Here is a 14,849-nt window from a genome sequence, read left to right on the forward strand (position 1 = left end):
CCCATTATCTTAACATGGAAGCAGCTTTCTGAATACCTGCTACCAGTTTATCAATATCTTCCATTGTTGTATACATTGCAAAAGAGGCGCGTACGGTGCCCGGAATACAAAACTCAGTCATCACCGGTTCTGCGCAATGATGTCCTGTACGGATAGCGATACCCTGCTTATCCAGCAGTTCTCCCAGATCGTACGGATGAATATCATCTATCAGGAAAGAGATAGCGCCGGTCTTCTTCTTAGCCTGGCCTATAAAGCGCAGACCCTGTACTTCCTGTAAACGTTGCGTGGCATATTCCATCAGTTGCTCTTCCCATTGCTGCACATTTTCTATACCTGCTTTCTGCAGATATTCTACTGCTGTGCCTAATGCAATCGCACCACTGATATCCGGTGTACCGGCTTCAAACTTATACGGCAGTACGTTGTAAATTGTTTTGGCAAAAGTAACGGTCTTGATCATATCTCCACCACCCTGATAAGGAGGCAGTTTATCCAGCCATTCTTCTTTGCCATATAGTACACCAATACCGGTAGGACCGTATAATTTATGTCCGGAGAATACCAGGAAATCTACGTCCAGTTCCTGTACATCCACCGGCATATGTTGTATGGCCTGCGCAGCATCTAATAATACAGGGATATTACGGGCATGTGCCTGAGCGATGATCTCGTGTACAGGATTCACGGTACCTAATGCGTTAGACACCCAGGTAACAGCAATGATCTTTACACGGTCATTCAGCAAAGCAGAAAACTGGTCCATCAGTAATTCACCCTGTTCATTCATAGGGATTACCTGTAACTCAGCGCCTCTGTCTTCACACATGATCTGCCAGGGAACGATATTGGAGTGATGCTCCATCGCAGATACCAGCACGATATCTCCCGGTTTGATGACGCCACGTCCGTAAGAGTTAGCCACCAGATTAATACCATCGGTAGTGCCTTTGGTAAAGATGACTTCTTCCGGTTTACGTGCATTGATAAAGCCGGCTATAGTTTTACGGGAACCTTCGTATGCATCTGTAGCAAGCTGGCTAAGGTGATGCACACCGCGGTGTACGTTGCTGTTGATGGTAGTGTAGTATTGTTCCAGGGCATCCAGAACAACCTGTGGTTTCTGCGTGGTAGCCGCATTGTCAAGATATACCAGCGGGATGCCGTATACCTTTTCCTGTAACAGCGGGAAATCCCTTCTGATCTTCTCTACATCCAATGCCGGAACAGTTATGTCGGGTACGTGTTGCATAATGAGTGTTATTATTTCTCTGATACATTTGAGGTCATCCAGGTATGAACCCGGATGACCTCATACAAAGATCGTAATTTCTTACTTAATTAATTGTTGATAGCGCCGGATACATACTTGCGGATCTTCTCAGAAAGGAAGTCCTGCAATGCCGGGATATGCACCTGGTCTGTAATGTCAAACGCAAAAGCGTTTACCAGCAGGGTCTTCGCAGCTTCTTCGCCAATACCGCGGGAACGCAGGTAGAACAAAGATTCTTCGCTGAAACGGCCTACAGTGAAACCATGGCTGCATTTCACATCATCCGCATATATTTCTAACTGCGGTTGTGAGTTGATGCTTGCCTTTTCGCTCATCAGCAGGTTGTTGTTCTGCTGGAAAGCGTTGGTTTTCTGTGCATCCTGGTGTACATGGATCTTACCGGTGAAAACACCATTGGAGTTATCCAGTAACACGCCTTTGTACAGTTCATTACTGTTACAGTTAGGCACCAGGTGATCAACGAATGTATGGTTATCTACATGTTGCTCATCGGTAGCCAGGTAAAGGCCATGCAGGTTTGTTTCTGTATTGCTGCCGGTGAGTGCTACACTCAGGTTATTGCGTGTAAGCTCTGCGGAAGGCAGGGTGAAGTTGAAGTGATGGTAACGGCTGTCTGCCTTCTGTACGGTAGAAGTATGATAAATATGACGGCTGTTCTTTTCACTGCTCTGCAGGTTGTAATGCCACAGCTCTGCATTTTCTTCCAGTATTATTTCAGTAACACTGTTTACAAAAGCGATGGCTGTTTCATTCATGCCTACGGAAGATTCTACAATCTCCAGTGTAGCACCTTTATGCAGCACCAGCAGGTGGCGGGGCTGTATGAAAGCGTTTTCTGCGGTAGTGTAGATATGGATGATGTGCAGGGGTTTATCCAGGCTGGCATTCTGGCCAGCTTCGATAAAGAGACCGTCTGCAAACAGGGCCGCATTCAACGCAGCAAAAGGCTGTTGTTGCAGGTGCGGGTGTTTATCAAACCATAACTGTAATTGAGTATTGTTAGCTGCATCGCTGAGTTTGGAGATGGTGATCTTTCCTTCAGCAGGCAGTTTGGATAATGCAATTTGCAGGCGTCCGTTCACCAGTACAGCAGTGTAGCTGTCCAGTTGAGGGATTTTGGTATTTACTGTTTTCAGTTGTTCAGCGGTGATAGTACCTTCTTCCTGAGCTAAGGAAAAAGAATCCTTCAGAAAGCGTTGTATATTGGTATAGCGCCATTCTTCTGTTTTCACAGAAGGCAGACCCAATGCCCTGAACCGGCTGAAAGCCAGCTGGCGTGCAGGAAGGATCGCATTATCTGCGTCTTCTCTCAGCTCTGGCCCCGGCAGCCCGTTTGATATAAAGTCGAAAAATGATTTGTCGCTGGTCATGTTCTGGTTAAGTGTTAAACGGATTCTTTCTGGTGTACCTCTTCTTTCAGCCAGTCGTAGCCTTTTTCTTCCAGTTCCAAAGCAAGTTCTTTGTTACCGGTCTTTACGATACGGCCATCATACAATACATGTACGAAATCCGGAACGATGTAGTCCAGCAGACGCTGATAGTGAGTAATAACCATGAAAGCCTTGTCTGCACTACGCAGTTTGTTTACACCAGCTGCAACGATACGGAGGGCATCGATATCCAGACCGGAATCCGTTTCATCCAGGATAGCCAGTTTTGGGTCCAGCATAGCCAGTTGAAATACTTCGTTACGTTTCTTTTCACCACCGGAAAAACCTTCGTTCAGAGAGCGGTTCATCAGATTGGCATTAAAGTCTACCAGCTGCTGTTTTTCCTTTGTCAGCTTCAGGAATTCCTTTGCTTCGATAGGAGCCAGGCCGTGGTAAGTCCGGATTTCATTTAAGGCAGTCTTCAGAAAATTCAGGTTAGATACACCTGGTATTTCTACGGGGTACTGGAATGCCAGGAAGATACCTTCGCGGGCACGATTTTCGGGAGAGAGATCCAGGAGGTTCTTACCTTCAAAGATGACTTCCCCTTCAGTAACCGTATAATTTTCACGACCAGCCAGTACAGAAGACAGTGAGCTTTTGCCGGAACCGTTAGGTCCCATTATAGCGTGCATCTCACCTCTTTTGATTTCCAGGTTAATGCCTTTCAGTATTTTTTTACCGTCTACTTCTGCGTGCAGATTTTTAATCGTCAGCATGATATTATTTCTCTATTGTTTTTCTTGTATAAATGTTGTTGATATATTACCCTACACTACCTTCCAGTGTAATAGACAGCAGTTTCTGTGCTTCTACGGCAAACTCCATCGGGAGCTGGTTCAGCACTTCTTTCGCGTAGCCATTAACGATAAGGGCTACTGCTTTTTCTGTTTCTATACCACGTTGATTCAGGTAAAATATCTGGTCTTCCCCGATCTTGGAAGTAGTAGCCTCGTGTTCAACGGTAGCAGTACTGTTCCTTGATTCGATATAAGGGAAGGTATGAGCGCCACAACGGTCACCTATCAGCAGGGAATCACATTGTGTGTAGTTACGTGCATTTGCAGCACGTGGTCCTACCTGTACCAGGCCACGATAAGTATTATCGCTATGACCTGCAGAGATACCTTTGGATATGATACGGCTGCGGGTGTTTTTGCCCAGGTGATATATTTTGGTACCGGTGTCTGCGATCTGTTTGTTACGGGTAACTGCCACAGAGTAAAATTCACCTTCAGAGTTATCGCCCTGCAGGATCACGCTGGGATATTTCCAGGTGATAGCAGATCCGGTCTCTACCTGTGTCCAGGATATTTTACTGCTGTTACCTTTGCAGATACCGCGTTTGGTAACGAAGTTGAAGATACCGCCGTTACCGTCTTTGTCACCGGGATACCAGTTCTGTACAGTAGAGTATTTGATTTCTCCGTGGTCCAGCGCAACCAGTTCCACTACTGCGGCATGCAGCTGGTTCTCGTCGCGTTTAGGAGCAGTACAACCTTCCAGGTAGCTTACGTAGGCGCTTTCATCAGCAATGATGAGGGTACGTTCAAACTGACCGGTATTTTCTGCGTTGATACGGAAATAGGTACTCAGCTCCATTGGGCTGCGTACTCCTTTGGGAATATATACGAAAGAACCGTCGGAGAATACGGCGGCGTTCAGTGCGGCGAAGATATTATCGGAATGAGGGACCACGGTGCCCAGGTATTTCTTTACCAGTTCAGGGTGATGTTTAACAGCTTCTCCGAAAGAGCAGAAGATAATGCCCAGTTCTTCCAGTTTGGCGCGGTAGGTGGTAGCTACGGAAACGCTGTCGAATACAACGTCTACGGCCACACCAGCCAGTACTTTTTGTTCTTTCAGTGAGATACCCAGTTTGTCGAAGGTAGCCAGCAGTTCAGGATCTACTTCATCCAGGCTGTTCAGCTTTTTCTTTTCTTTAGGAGCTGCGTAGTAAGATAATTTCTGAAGGTCCAGTTCCGGCATTTTAAAGTGCTGCCAGTTAGGGAATTTCATTTTCTTGAAAGCCGCAAAACCTTTCAGGCGCCATTCCAGCAGCCATTCCGGTTCCTGCTTTTTAGCAGAGATAAAGCGAATGGTGTCCTCATTGAGGCCAACAGGAGCGATATCCATCTCAATGTCAGTAGTAAAGCCGAACTCGTATTCCTTGTTGGCTATATCATCTATTATTTCGTTGCTATTTCTCATTTTCCGAATTAGTTAATTAATGCTACACCGCAAAACTTTCGCCACAGCTACACGTACGGGTAGCGTTTGGGTTGTTGAAGTATAAGCCCTTGCCATTCAACCCGTCAGAGTAGTCAAGCTCTGTACCATACAGGTACAAAAGGCTTTTCATCTGCACCACTATCTTTACGCCTCTGTCTTCAAATGTCTGGTCTCCTTCCTGATGATCAGTGCTTTCAAACTTCATCACGTATTCCAGTCCGGAGCAACCGCCGCCTTTTACGCCTACGCGCACAAAGGTATCAGGCGCATGATTTTCCTTGATCATGAGCGCCTTGATATATTCGCCTGCTTTTTCTGATACTGTTATCATATTGCTTCCTTATTATAGTTAATGTTGAACCGTCCTTACCATCCTGGCATCTCCCAGCAGGGAGATCACCATATCAAATTTATGTTTATAGGATACCGTAAAGTCTTTGGTTTCGGCATCATACAGGTGTTCTTTCATAATAGGTACGGAAAATGGCAGTACCCATGCCCTTAATGCTTTCGCTACCGAATCCATTGCATTGATGCCCTGCATCGCCTGTGAACCGTCTCCCCAGCACACCAAAGCTACAACCTTTCCCGTTAAATAAGGATGACTGAGCTTGCTGGTCATTTCCAGCCAGTCCAGGGTGTTTTTCATTACCCCGGTCATACTCCCGTGATAAAGTGGTGTTAACCACACATGTACGTCTGCTTTCAGGAAAGCATCGCACATCGCCTGTACGGGGGCAGGCACTTCTCCTTTTGGGTATTCAAAAAATGGAATGTGGCCGCCTGCAGGACTAAACACCTCTGTATTAAAGCCTTTCTGACGGAATTGGTCTTCAAAATAACCAGTCAGTTTATTCGCCGTAGTATAGGGGCTGCTGTCCATCGTGCCGTTGAAGATCAATACGTTCATTCTATGTATGTTGATGTAGCAACAAATTTTTTTTACTCCTACAAAATTACGACATTTGATAATAAAACAAGTAATAACTTGGAAAATTATAGACCCATCACCAAAGCGACAGCGGACCGGTTCCTGCAGTTACTGAAGACGAAGGGGCCACAATCGGCCGCAATGCTGGCAGCCGCTTTACAAATAACAGGAGAAGGCGCCCGGCTGCAGCTATTAAAGCTGGCAGAAGAGGGCCTCGTGATGTCGGCTACTACCACAAAAGGAGTAGGCCGTCCCGTACAAATCTGGAATCTTACACCCCAGGGGCATGCGCATTTCCCTGATACCCATGGGGAGTTTTCCCTTCAATTGATAGAAACCATCCGCAAAGAGCTGGGCGAAGCAGCGCTTGAAAAAGTAGTGACTGCCCGCGAACGCCTGCAACAGGAAAAATATACTCTTGCCCTCCAGGGCATCACCGATCTGGCCGAAAAGCTGGAACAGTTCGCTGCTATGCGTACCTCCGAAGGTTACCTGGCCGAATGGCATGCAGAAGATGACGGTTTTATATTTATAGAGAATCACTGTCCAATTTGTAATGCAGCTTCAAAATGTGCAAATATCTGTAAATCAGAGCTTAACACCTTTGCATCTATATTAGGAGATGAAGTGGAAGTTAGCCGAACCAACCACATTATTGCCGGAGATCGCAGATGTGTATATAAAATAGCTCTTATAAAATCAGTACCAGCGTTCCTCCCATAATCAATGCGGCCCCAATGGCAGTTTTGATGGTCAGTGCTTCATGTAAAAATACAATTGACAGCACAATAGTCAATGCCACACTCAGTTTATCTACAGGAGCCACCTGGGATACTTTCCCTATCTGTAATGCCTTAAAGTAAAAGATCCAGGATGCCCCGGTTGCCAGTCCGGATAATACCAGGAACAGCAGTCCATGTTTCGAAATATGCTGTAACCCCTTGCTTTCCCCTCTGAACAGAACAATACCCCAGGCCATTATCACAATGATGACAGTCCGGATGGCAGTAGCCAGGTCGGAATTAATATCCGCCACACCTATTTTAGCGAAAATGGCTGTTAGCGAAGCGAAAATAGCGGAGAGTAAAGCATAAATCACCCACATAGATCAATAAATTCTTTTACCGAGGATACTTAAACTTCTTTCTACGTTATCGAGTACTGCAATATTGGGGAGATGTGCCCATTCCTTAAAGCCCAGTTTCTCAAACAACCGGATGCTGGGAAGGTTGTGCGAAAAGATAAATCCCAGTAAAGTATGTATTTCAAGGGATGGACATTGTGCCATCGCGTATTCTAAAATCGCTTTTCCCTGACCTTTACCACGCTGATTTTCATGTAGATAGATGCTTATTTCTGCAGTTCCATTGTAAGCCGGGCGGCCGTAAAACGACTGGAAGCTGACCCATCCGACGCAGGTACCGTTCTCTTCCACCATCCATAAGGGGCGTTTTTCGGGAGAATGTTCATTAAACCATTTTATCCGGCTATCTACTGTAACTGGTTCAGTATCAGCAGTTACCATTCTTCCTGCAATGGTAGTATTATAGATCCCGACTATCTCCTTAAGATCTTCTGTAGTGGCATTCCTAAATAGCATGGAACAAAAATATTAAAAATGAAGTTCATTTTTATAGTCCCCCTGTAACATGCTGTAAATATATACGTCCACAAATCTGCCTTTCTCGAAAAATGACTGTCTGTGTAATCCTTCCCTTTGAAAACCAAGTCTGTCCAGTAAGGCATAAGACTTTGTATTAATAGGATCTACTATAGCCTCAATCCTGTTGAAATTCATTTGTTCAAACCCAAACTGCAGGATGGCATGGAGGGCGTTGGTCATAATTCCCTTACCCCAAAAGGCAGGGAGCAGGTCGTACCCGATCTCGCATTTATAATGTGTGGGACTGATATGATGAAAACCACAGGTACCTATTAGCTGATCATTGTCTTTCAGGCAGATAGCCCAGCGAATCCCTTCACCTATGCTCAGTTTTTCCCGGAAAAAAGTAACCATCTGAGCGGCCTCAGAAATATTGGTAAAACGTTCCACATCCATAAATTGCATAACAGGCTCGCTGGAAAAAATAGCGAACAAACCTGCCAGGTCTTTTTCGTCTATGGCACGCAATATCAGATTCTCTGTGGTCAGTACGGGTACTTCCGTAATTGATTTATTCGCTAGCGACATCGGGTTCGGGGGCTTTGGTTACTTCGGTTTTTTTCTTTTTAAGTGTCACATCACCCAGTAAAAGGGCCCATGGCTGCATATATTCTATATGTTCAAAAACGATTTTAAGGATGGCAATGACAGGGATGGCCAGGAACATACCCGGAATACCCCAGATGAGGTTACCGGCTACTACGCCCAGGATAGTTACCAGCGCATTGATTTTCACCTTGGAACCTACAATACGGGGCAGCAGGATATTGCTGTCCGTAAAATGCACCAGTAACAGGCAAAGCCCTACCTGTATAGTAATAGGTACGGAGCTGTTGGTAAGGGTCACCAGCATACATAAAATGGTGGCTACAAAGATCCCTACATAAGGGATGATATTGAAGATGGCCGCCATAATACCCAGCAGTGTAGCGTATTTAATACCCAGGATCCAGAAGATCGTACAGTTCACAATAGCCACTACGGTCATTTCTATCATCAGTCCGGTTAAATACCCTTTAATGATAGAACGTGTCTGGATAATAACGTCTTCGAGTATATCCCGGTGTTCGTCCTTAAAAACCCGTATCAGGAAGGTAACGAGTAACCGCCGGTACAGGAGCAGGAAAAACGTATATAACATCACGAAAATGAAGAAGATAAAGAGGGAGGAGACAGATAATACGGTGGTACTCAGGAAGCTGGTAGCAGAACCCAGGGTACCCATGGCTAACTGTTCCAGGTAGTCCATCTGTTTATGGGAGTTGATATGGAAATGAACGTTTATCCATCCCTGTAAGCCGTTCAGTGACTGCAGCAACTGTGCCTGTAAATGCGGGAAGTCGTCCACAAAAGAGCCCATCTGAGAAATCAGCAGCATAGTAATACCAGCCAGGATAACCAGAAAGAGCAGGATAACGGTAAGAGCAGCTGCTCCCCGTGAAAACCGCCATTTTTCAAGCTGGTTAGCCACGGGAAGCAGTGTAATAGACACCAGGAAGGCAAAGATCAGTGGTATGATCAGTTCATGCCCGAGCCTCAGGATGTATATAATGAGTAAGATAGATATCAGGGTAAAAGCCAACCGTGCGTTGAAGGGTAACTTCACTTCGTTCATGGACAGTGTATTTTACCCAAATATATTATAATAGTTGCTTCAAATATGGAATATAAATCTCGCAGGCATTAGGTGCCAGCAGTGATATGAAGAAATGGTTACCACTCATTTTAAACACGCCTTCGTTTACGTAACGGTTGATAAACTCGTACATGGGGATACCTGCAGTAGCGAAATCCATGGGTAAAGGCAGGCGCAGGTAATGGCCTCCGGGCATTCTTTTGGCCATGAGGCCTTCGGAAGCGGCGGTATGCAGCAGCTGTGCCGTTACATCTTTAGCGGGGATCAGGATACCTGCATACATGCTCATTTTCTCATATTCTGTAACAGGTACGGCATCCAGGGTACTGGTGATCACTCTTGCATGGGGCAGTTCCAGGCCGGATAATATTTTCCGCATCCGTTGTTCTTCCCGGTTCATTTTCATGATCATCTGTACTACGGGGTCCTGTTTATGAGACAGCAGGGTATAGAACAGCATACTTTCGGGCAGTACTTCGGCTTCTGTTCTTTCGAAGCTGAAATAGGGGGCAATCAGGTTTCCTTTCTTATCGAAGGATTGAACAATGGCGTCTACGAGTTCGAGGGTACGCTTTTCCTTGGGCAGGGTATCTATCTTACGGAAACTACGCGGACTCTTATTAAAATACTGTGTAAATGCCTTTGTAAAGGCAGCTACGGTAGCATAACCGGAACGTTCTCCGATCTCGCTGATATTATAGCCGCTATGTCTCAGCAATCCGGCAGATAATTCGAGGCGATGACGTTTTACGTATTGCCAGTAAGGTTCGTCCATCACAGCAGTGAAGCTGTGGTAAAAGTAAGAATAGGAAATGCCGAGCCATTCGGATACGTCCTTCATTTCAAATGCATCTGCTACGTGATCATCGGCAAAGCCAAGGGCCTTCACAGCAAGTTGTTCCATGGACTCCTGGGTTGGAGGTTTGTTTTTCATCGCGGGTTATTTTAAGAGGATTTATCAGCAGGGTGTCTACAATTATTAAGTTGATCAGAACTAACTCAAAATAAGAATTTTAACGCATATTAAGAAAAAAAACGCTCCAACAAATAAATGCTGCATTAATACGGCATCGGGCTTTGCAGTAGAGAAGAAAAGCATTATTTTGCGTCCGTTCTTAGCGCGTATAATTACCTGTATTACAATTTTTGCCAGTTTTAGACGTTATAAGACAATTGTTCTGATATCCCCTTATACCTGCCTTGAAAGTATGTACATCAATCATGTACAGATCACTATTATTTAATCCAGCCCTTATGTTGGTGCCAAATTTATGTGCATTGAGGAACCGTTTAACAGTAACCGTATTTAAGAAAGTAGTAGTCCTGGTATTGATTTTTGCGCCTTTAGCAGGTTTCAGTCAGCAGTACTGGCAGGTAGGTGGTTTTTTAGGGACAAGTAATTATAGTGGGGACCTTGCAGAAAAGCGTATAGACTTCAGGTATACCCGGTATTCCATTGGCCTTTGGGCCAAAAGGGATTTTAACCGTTATTTTAGTCTGCGTGCCGGGTTCACTTACGGCAGGATAGCCGGTGCTGACAGCACCAATAAAGATCCGAACCTGGTAGCCCGTAACCTCAGTTTCCGTTCTCCTATTATGGAAGGAAGCCTGATAGGTGAATTTAATTTCCTTGATATTGATGAAAAACGATTCACGCCTTATGTATTTGGGGGGATCGCCGTTTTTAGTTTTTATCCTACCGCCAGAGATGCTAATGGTAACGTGGTAAAGCTGCGTACATTAACTACAGAAGGGCAGGGGCTGCCTATGTACCCGGATAGAAAACAGTATAACCTGCGTTCTATTGCTATTCCTTTTGGAGCAGGCGCTAAATTCTTACTGACAGACTCCTGGGTACTTGGTTTTGAAATAGGTATCAGGAAAACTTTTTCAGATTATCTGGATGATGTGAGCATGGGGTATGTAGACAGGAACACGCTATTACAATACAGGGGACAGAAATCAGTAGATTATGCCTATCGTGGTAAAGGGACCTATCCTATAGATGGTTATCCCAGAGGTTCCCAGAAGAATGACGACTGGTACGTTTTCTCCGGATTTACAATTGGCTATCGTTTTGGAGGCACAAAAGGCCCGTGGGGACACTGGGGTAAACAGAAATTTTCCGATTGTCCGCGCATGTAACACAATATTATTCATCATTCTATATCATGCTGATCTCCCGGTTACAACCGGGAGATTTTTTTTGGCATACTTATTGGCTTTTACTATACAACAGAGCGGTACAATACGACAAAAGCCTTTGGCAGTCAGTATCTAACTGTTAAATAGTGTTAAGAATAAGATCCGGATCAAACTACTTATTAACTCATTATTTTTAAATGTTTGGATCATGAAAAAGTTAATTTTTCTCAGCATATTTATCTTAGGAAGTTTTACGTTTGCGAATGCACAACCTCCACTTCCTCCTCATCCGGTAGCGGTTCATCACCCACACCGTTTTCCTCATCCTCCGTTACCTCCAAGGCCGCACCGTCATGGACGTGTTGTACACCGTCACCATGTAGTGCATCACCACTGGCACCATAGACCAGTTCATCATCACTATTAATAAATTTTCTACTACAACCTTTCTCTAAACAACATAAACAAACAGTTATGAAACGGATAGTATTAATTACGATGCTAATAGGCGGAGCTATACTTAGTACCCAGGCACAGGGCAGAAGAGATTTTGACAGAGGTGACAGAGGACGCGGATACGGATACGGTCATGGTGGCCGTGGTTACGAAAGAGAATACCGTAGGGATGATTGCCGTCCTGCTCCTCGTTACAGTGGATATTACGGAGGTGGTTATGCTTGTCGCCCGGAACCAAGAGTAGTTTATTATGAAGCACCTTGCCCTCCGCCACCACCACCACCAAGAGTATATTACCCACGTGGTCCGAGAGTAGTGATCGCGACCGGCCCGATAGTAGTTGGTTTCTAGTTTAATTGGTTTTTCAGTTACAAATTACGAATGACGAATTACGATTGTGCGTATCTTTGCGCCTGATTGTAATTCGTCATTCGTTTTTAGTAACTGGGCTATGGCATATAAACATCTGAAACAATTCATTGATACACTCGAAAAGGCAGGAGAGCTGGTAAGGATCAAGACTTATGTTGATCCTAAGCTGGAAATAGCTGAGATTACAGACAGGGTAAGCAAATCACCCCATGGTGGTAAAGCATTGCTTTTTGAAAATACAGGGTACGATTTCCCGGTATTAATCAACTCAATGGGCAGCTACAAACGTATGTGCCTGGCATTGGGCGTAAAAGAGCTGGATGATGTAGCCCGTGAAATAGAAGACCTTTTTAAAATGCTGTCTAAACCCAAGGAAGGGATACTGGATAAACTCTCCATGTTACCTAAACTGGGCCAGTTTGCTTCCTGGATGCCTAAAGTGGTTAGTGGCAAAGGTAGCTGTCAGGAAGTTGTGATGACAGACCCCGACCTCAGCAAATTACCTGTATTGACGTGCTGGCCTAAAGATGGCGGTCCGTTCATCACTTTACCTGTTATTCATACCAAAGATCCGAATACCGGTACCCGCAATGTAGGGATGTACCGCATGCAGGTGTTTGATAATAAGATGACCGGTATGCACTGGCATAAACATAAAGTATCTGCCAAACACTTCATGGAATATAAAAAGCTGAAGAAGCGTATGCCGGTAGCCGTTATCTTAGGCGGTGATCCTGTATATACCTATTCCGCTACCGCTCCTTTACCTGAAAACGTAGATGAGTACATGCTGGCAGGTTTCCTGCGCAAGCAGAAAGTAGAGCTGGTAAAGTGTATTTCACAGCCGGAACTGGAAGTACCTGCCGATGCAGACTTTGTAATAGAAGGTTATGTGGAACCGGATGAAGAACTGATATGGGAAGGACCTTTCGGAGATCATACAGGGTATTATTCTCTGGCCGACTGGTACCCACGTTTCCATGTGACTGCTATCACTCACCGCAAAGATGCTGTTTACCCCTCTACTATAGTGGGTATCCCGCCACAGGAAGATGCCTGGATAGGGAAGGCGACAGAAAGGATTTTCCTGGCGCCTATTAAAATGACACTGGTACCTGAAATCATAGATATGGAAATGCCGGTAGAAGGGGTGTTCCATAACCTGGTGATCGCCCAGATCAAGAAGGATTATGCGGGGCAGGCCCAGAAGGTGATGAATGCTATGTGGGGGGCCGGACAAATGATGTTCAACAAGATCCTGGCAGTGACAGATGAAGGGGCTAATATTCACGACTACAAACAGTTAGCACAATACATGTTCCGTCATCTGAACCCGGCTACGGATATTTACTTTAGCCAGGGACCTATGGATGTGCTGGACCATTCCTGCTCTAAAATGGGTTTTGGCGGTAAGATGTGTATTGATGGTACGCGTAAATATGAAGAGGAGATTGAAGGTGAATTACTTACTACGATTAATAAGATTAGCGTAGCAGAGATCATACAGCGTTTCAGGGAGATCAAAGGGATCAATGATTCCCTGTTGAAAGATGATATTCCCTGTGTGCTGATAGCTGTAGAAAAGACCCGCCCTTTCCATATTAAAGAACTGAATGAACAGCTTTATAATCTGCCGGAAATGGCAGGTGTCAAGATGGTTCTTTATGTAGAGCATACCGTAGATGTAAGCGATCTGGCTTCTGCCTTATGGCGTTTCTGCAATAACCTGGACCCCCGTCGTGATAATTTTGTAATAAGGCAGGGTAAAACCATGGCAGGTATTGGTTTGGATGGCACACAGAAAACCCGCTTACTGGATAACTTCGAACGCGACTGGCCCAATATCATCGTAGCTGATGATGCTACTATCCAAAAGATAGATGAGAAATGGGTATCACTCAACATCGGACCTTTTATCGCTTCCCCTTCACATAAATATAAACAACAGATGTATGGTGAGGAAGCTATTGTACAGCAGTAGTCTGCTGCTGATAACATGCCTGCACGTTCATGCGCAGGTAACCAATGCCGATTTTCATTTCCTGGACCGTATGGAGGGTAAGTGGCTGATGCGTGCGAAACATAGCACGTTCAGGGAGAACTGGGTGAAGGTAAATGATGATGCATGGCAGGGTACCAGCTGGCGTATTGTTGACAAGGATAGTGTGAAGCAGGATGAAATGAAATTGTTACGTACTCCGGAAGGGCTCTTTTATACGATTGCTGCTGTGAAAGACCCTCAGACAGGACAACCTTTGCGGTTTAAGATACGCGTATTGAAAACGGTGGGATTTGTGGCAGAGAACCTGGATAGTCCTTATCCGCAGAAGATCACTTACCGATGGAAAGATGACCGGCATATGGATGCGCATTTTGAGGGGAAACAGGAAAAAACATTTAGTGAGATTATCTTACAGTATACAAGAGAATAAGTAAAAGGCTCCGGAAGGGGCCTTTTTAATGCTCTGAACAGGTATTAATCGGCTATTGAAGAGGTTCATCCTACGTTTATCCTACGTTAAAGACGTAGGATAAACGTAGGATAAACCTCTTCAATACCTGTTTTGTTCCTGTTCAATATCTGTTTCGTTACTGTTCTATTCCTCTTTGCGTAAATCAAATTCCCAAATCCATAAATAAAAAAAGCAAAGCTGGTGTAGCTTTGCTATACGTTTTACATTTAAGACAGT

At 44.8% G+C, this 14,849-nt stretch carries 16 protein-coding genes; 5 read left to right on the plus strand and 11 right to left on the minus strand.

Features of this window, described 5'->3' with window-relative positions; all coding sequences use genetic code 11:
• Positions 1-4 precede the first annotated feature (4 nt).
• The 6 genes from BMW86_RS29590 to BMW86_RS29615 all read right to left on the minus strand — a co-directional run bounded on the left by BMW86_RS29590 (position 5) and on the right by BMW86_RS29615 (position 5,866).
• On the minus strand, positions 5-1,252 hold the full coding sequence (locus BMW86_RS29590; RefSeq protein ID WP_089787115.1) for an aminotransferase class V-fold PLP-dependent enzyme: 1,248 nt from the start codon (positions 1,250-1,252) through the stop codon (positions 5-7).
• A gap of 89 nt (positions 1,253-1,341) precedes the next feature.
• Positions 1,342-2,664, minus strand: coding sequence for a Fe-S cluster assembly protein SufD (gene sufD / locus BMW86_RS29595; RefSeq protein ID WP_089787117.1), 1,323 nt, complete (start codon positions 2,662-2,664; stop codon positions 1,342-1,344).
• 14 nt (positions 2,665-2,678) lie between these two features.
• The gene (sufC, locus tag BMW86_RS29600) at positions 2,679-3,443 is read right to left on the minus strand and encodes a Fe-S cluster assembly ATPase SufC (RefSeq protein ID WP_089787118.1); all 765 of its coding nucleotides are present in this window, start codon (positions 3,441-3,443) and stop codon (positions 2,679-2,681) included.
• Positions 3,444-3,489: 46 nt separating this feature from the next.
• Positions 3,490-4,935, minus strand: coding sequence for a Fe-S cluster assembly protein SufB (gene sufB / locus BMW86_RS29605; RefSeq protein ID WP_089787121.1), 1,446 nt, complete (start codon positions 4,933-4,935; stop codon positions 3,490-3,492).
• Positions 4,936-4,957: 22 nt separating this feature from the next.
• The gene (locus tag BMW86_RS29610; protein WP_089787123.1) at positions 4,958-5,287 is read right to left on the minus strand and encodes a HesB/IscA family protein; all 330 of its coding nucleotides are present in this window, start codon (positions 5,285-5,287) and stop codon (positions 4,958-4,960) included.
• A gap of 18 nt (positions 5,288-5,305) precedes the next feature.
• On the minus strand, positions 5,306-5,866 hold the full coding sequence (locus BMW86_RS29615; protein ID WP_089787125.1) for an NADPH-dependent FMN reductase: 561 nt from the start codon (positions 5,864-5,866) through the stop codon (positions 5,306-5,308).
• A gap of 78 nt (positions 5,867-5,944) precedes the next feature.
• Between BMW86_RS29615 and BMW86_RS29620 the strand changes: the two genes are divergently transcribed.
• Positions 5,945-6,610 carry a helix-turn-helix transcriptional regulator gene (locus BMW86_RS29620; RefSeq protein WP_089788250.1) on the plus strand — a complete coding sequence of 222 codons (666 nt, stop codon included), beginning with the start codon at positions 5,945-5,947 and terminating at the stop codon, positions 6,608-6,610.
• On the opposite strand, the gene BMW86_RS29625 is transcribed toward BMW86_RS29620, so the two are convergent.
• Genes BMW86_RS29625 through BMW86_RS29645 form a run of 5 tightly spaced genes read right to left on the minus strand, consistent with a single transcriptional unit; the run spans position 6,579 to position 10,120 of the window.
• On the minus strand, positions 6,579-6,992 hold the full coding sequence (locus BMW86_RS29625) for an EamA family transporter (protein WP_089787127.1): 414 nt from the start codon (positions 6,990-6,992) through the stop codon (positions 6,579-6,581). The two genes, BMW86_RS29620 and BMW86_RS29625, sit on opposite strands and share 32 nt — an antisense overlap.
• A gap of 3 nt (positions 6,993-6,995) precedes the next feature.
• Entirely contained in the window at positions 6,996-7,487 is a 492-nt protein-coding gene (locus BMW86_RS29630) for a GNAT family N-acetyltransferase (protein WP_089787129.1), read from the minus strand.
• 12 nt (positions 7,488-7,499) lie between these two features.
• Positions 7,500-8,078 carry a GNAT family N-acetyltransferase gene (locus BMW86_RS29635; protein WP_089787132.1) on the minus strand — a complete coding sequence of 193 codons (579 nt, stop codon included), beginning with the start codon at positions 8,076-8,078 and terminating at the stop codon, positions 7,500-7,502.
• Positions 8,062-9,165 (minus strand): AI-2E family transporter, encoded by a 1,104-nt coding sequence (locus BMW86_RS29640; RefSeq protein ID WP_089787134.1) that lies wholly within the window; start codon positions 9,163-9,165, stop codon positions 8,062-8,064. The genes BMW86_RS29635 and BMW86_RS29640 overlap by 17 nt, the downstream gene beginning before the upstream one ends.
• A gap of 25 nt (positions 9,166-9,190) precedes the next feature.
• Entirely contained in the window at positions 9,191-10,120 is a 930-nt protein-coding gene (locus BMW86_RS29645) for a helix-turn-helix transcriptional regulator (RefSeq protein WP_089787136.1), read from the minus strand.
• A 320-nt stretch (positions 10,121-10,440) separates the two neighbouring features.
• On the opposite strand from BMW86_RS29645, the gene BMW86_RS29650 reads away from it, so the two are divergent.
• The 4 genes from BMW86_RS29650 (at position 10,441) to BMW86_RS29660 (ending at position 14,591) form a co-directional block, all read left to right on the plus strand.
• Positions 10,441-11,331 (plus strand): type IX secretion system protein PorG, encoded by an 891-nt coding sequence (locus tag BMW86_RS29650; RefSeq protein ID WP_177189435.1) that lies wholly within the window; start codon positions 10,441-10,443, stop codon positions 11,329-11,331.
• Between the two features lie 474 nt (positions 11,332-11,805).
• The gene (locus tag BMW86_RS32645) at positions 11,806-12,138 is read left to right on the plus strand and encodes a hypothetical protein (RefSeq protein WP_143056731.1); all 333 of its coding nucleotides are present in this window, start codon (positions 11,806-11,808) and stop codon (positions 12,136-12,138) included.
• Positions 12,139-12,238: 100 nt separating this feature from the next.
• A complete protein-coding gene (locus BMW86_RS29655) occupies positions 12,239-14,140 on the plus strand; it encodes a menaquinone biosynthesis decarboxylase (RefSeq protein ID WP_089787142.1) in 1,902 nt (633 codons plus the stop codon).
• Positions 14,112-14,591 carry a DUF6265 family protein gene (locus tag BMW86_RS29660; protein WP_143056732.1) on the plus strand — a complete coding sequence of 160 codons (480 nt, stop codon included), beginning with the start codon at positions 14,112-14,114 and terminating at the stop codon, positions 14,589-14,591. Before BMW86_RS29655 ends, BMW86_RS29660 begins: the two co-directional genes overlap by 29 nt.
• Positions 14,592-14,849 lie beyond the last annotated feature (258 nt).

This window comes from Chitinophaga sp. YR573 (assembly GCF_900110995.1).
Lineage (GTDB): Bacteria > Bacteroidota > Bacteroidia > Chitinophagales > Chitinophagaceae > Chitinophaga.

Excerpts from the sequence above, each read along its gene's own strand:
- BMW86_RS29610 (WP_089787123.1), bottom strand. The coding sequence starts at position 5,287 with ATGATAACAGTATCAGAAAAAGCAGGCGAATATATCAAGGCGCTCATG.
- BMW86_RS29645 (WP_089787136.1), bottom strand. The coding sequence starts at position 10,120 with ATGAAAAACAAACCTCCAACCCAGGAGTCCATGGAACAACTTGCTGTG.
- sufD (WP_089787117.1), bottom strand. The coding sequence starts at position 2,664 with ATGACCAGCGACAAATCATTTTTCGACTTTATATCAAACGGGCTGCCG.
- BMW86_RS29640 (WP_089787134.1), bottom strand. The coding sequence starts at position 9,165 with ATGAACGAAGTGAAGTTACCCTTCAACGCACGGTTGGCTTTTACCCTG.
- sufB (WP_089787121.1), bottom strand. The coding sequence starts at position 4,935 with ATGAGAAATAGCAACGAAATAATAGATGATATAGCCAACAAGGAATAC.
- sufC (WP_089787118.1), bottom strand. The coding sequence starts at position 3,443 with ATGCTGACGATTAAAAATCTGCACGCAGAAGTAGACGGTAAAAAAATA.
- BMW86_RS32645 (WP_143056731.1), top strand. The coding sequence starts at position 11,806 with ATGAAACGGATAGTATTAATTACGATGCTAATAGGCGGAGCTATACTT.
- BMW86_RS29615 (WP_089787125.1), bottom strand. The coding sequence starts at position 5,866 with ATGAACGTATTGATCTTCAACGGCACGATGGACAGCAGCCCCTATACT.
- BMW86_RS29655 (WP_089787142.1), top strand. The coding sequence starts at position 12,239 with ATGGCATATAAACATCTGAAACAATTCATTGATACACTCGAAAAGGCA.
- BMW86_RS29660 (WP_143056732.1), top strand. The coding sequence starts at position 14,112 with ATGGTGAGGAAGCTATTGTACAGCAGTAGTCTGCTGCTGATAACATGC.
- BMW86_RS29635 (WP_089787132.1), bottom strand. The coding sequence starts at position 8,078 with ATGTCGCTAGCGAATAAATCAATTACGGAAGTACCCGTACTGACCACA.
- BMW86_RS29650 (WP_177189435.1), top strand. The coding sequence starts at position 10,441 with ATGTTGGTGCCAAATTTATGTGCATTGAGGAACCGTTTAACAGTAACC.
- BMW86_RS29590 (WP_089787115.1), bottom strand. The coding sequence starts at position 1,252 with ATGCAACACGTACCCGACATAACTGTTCCGGCATTGGATGTAGAGAAG.
- BMW86_RS29630 (WP_089787129.1), bottom strand. The coding sequence starts at position 7,487 with ATGCTATTTAGGAATGCCACTACAGAAGATCTTAAGGAGATAGTCGGG.
- BMW86_RS29625 (WP_089787127.1), bottom strand. The coding sequence starts at position 6,992 with ATGTGGGTGATTTATGCTTTACTCTCCGCTATTTTCGCTTCGCTAACA.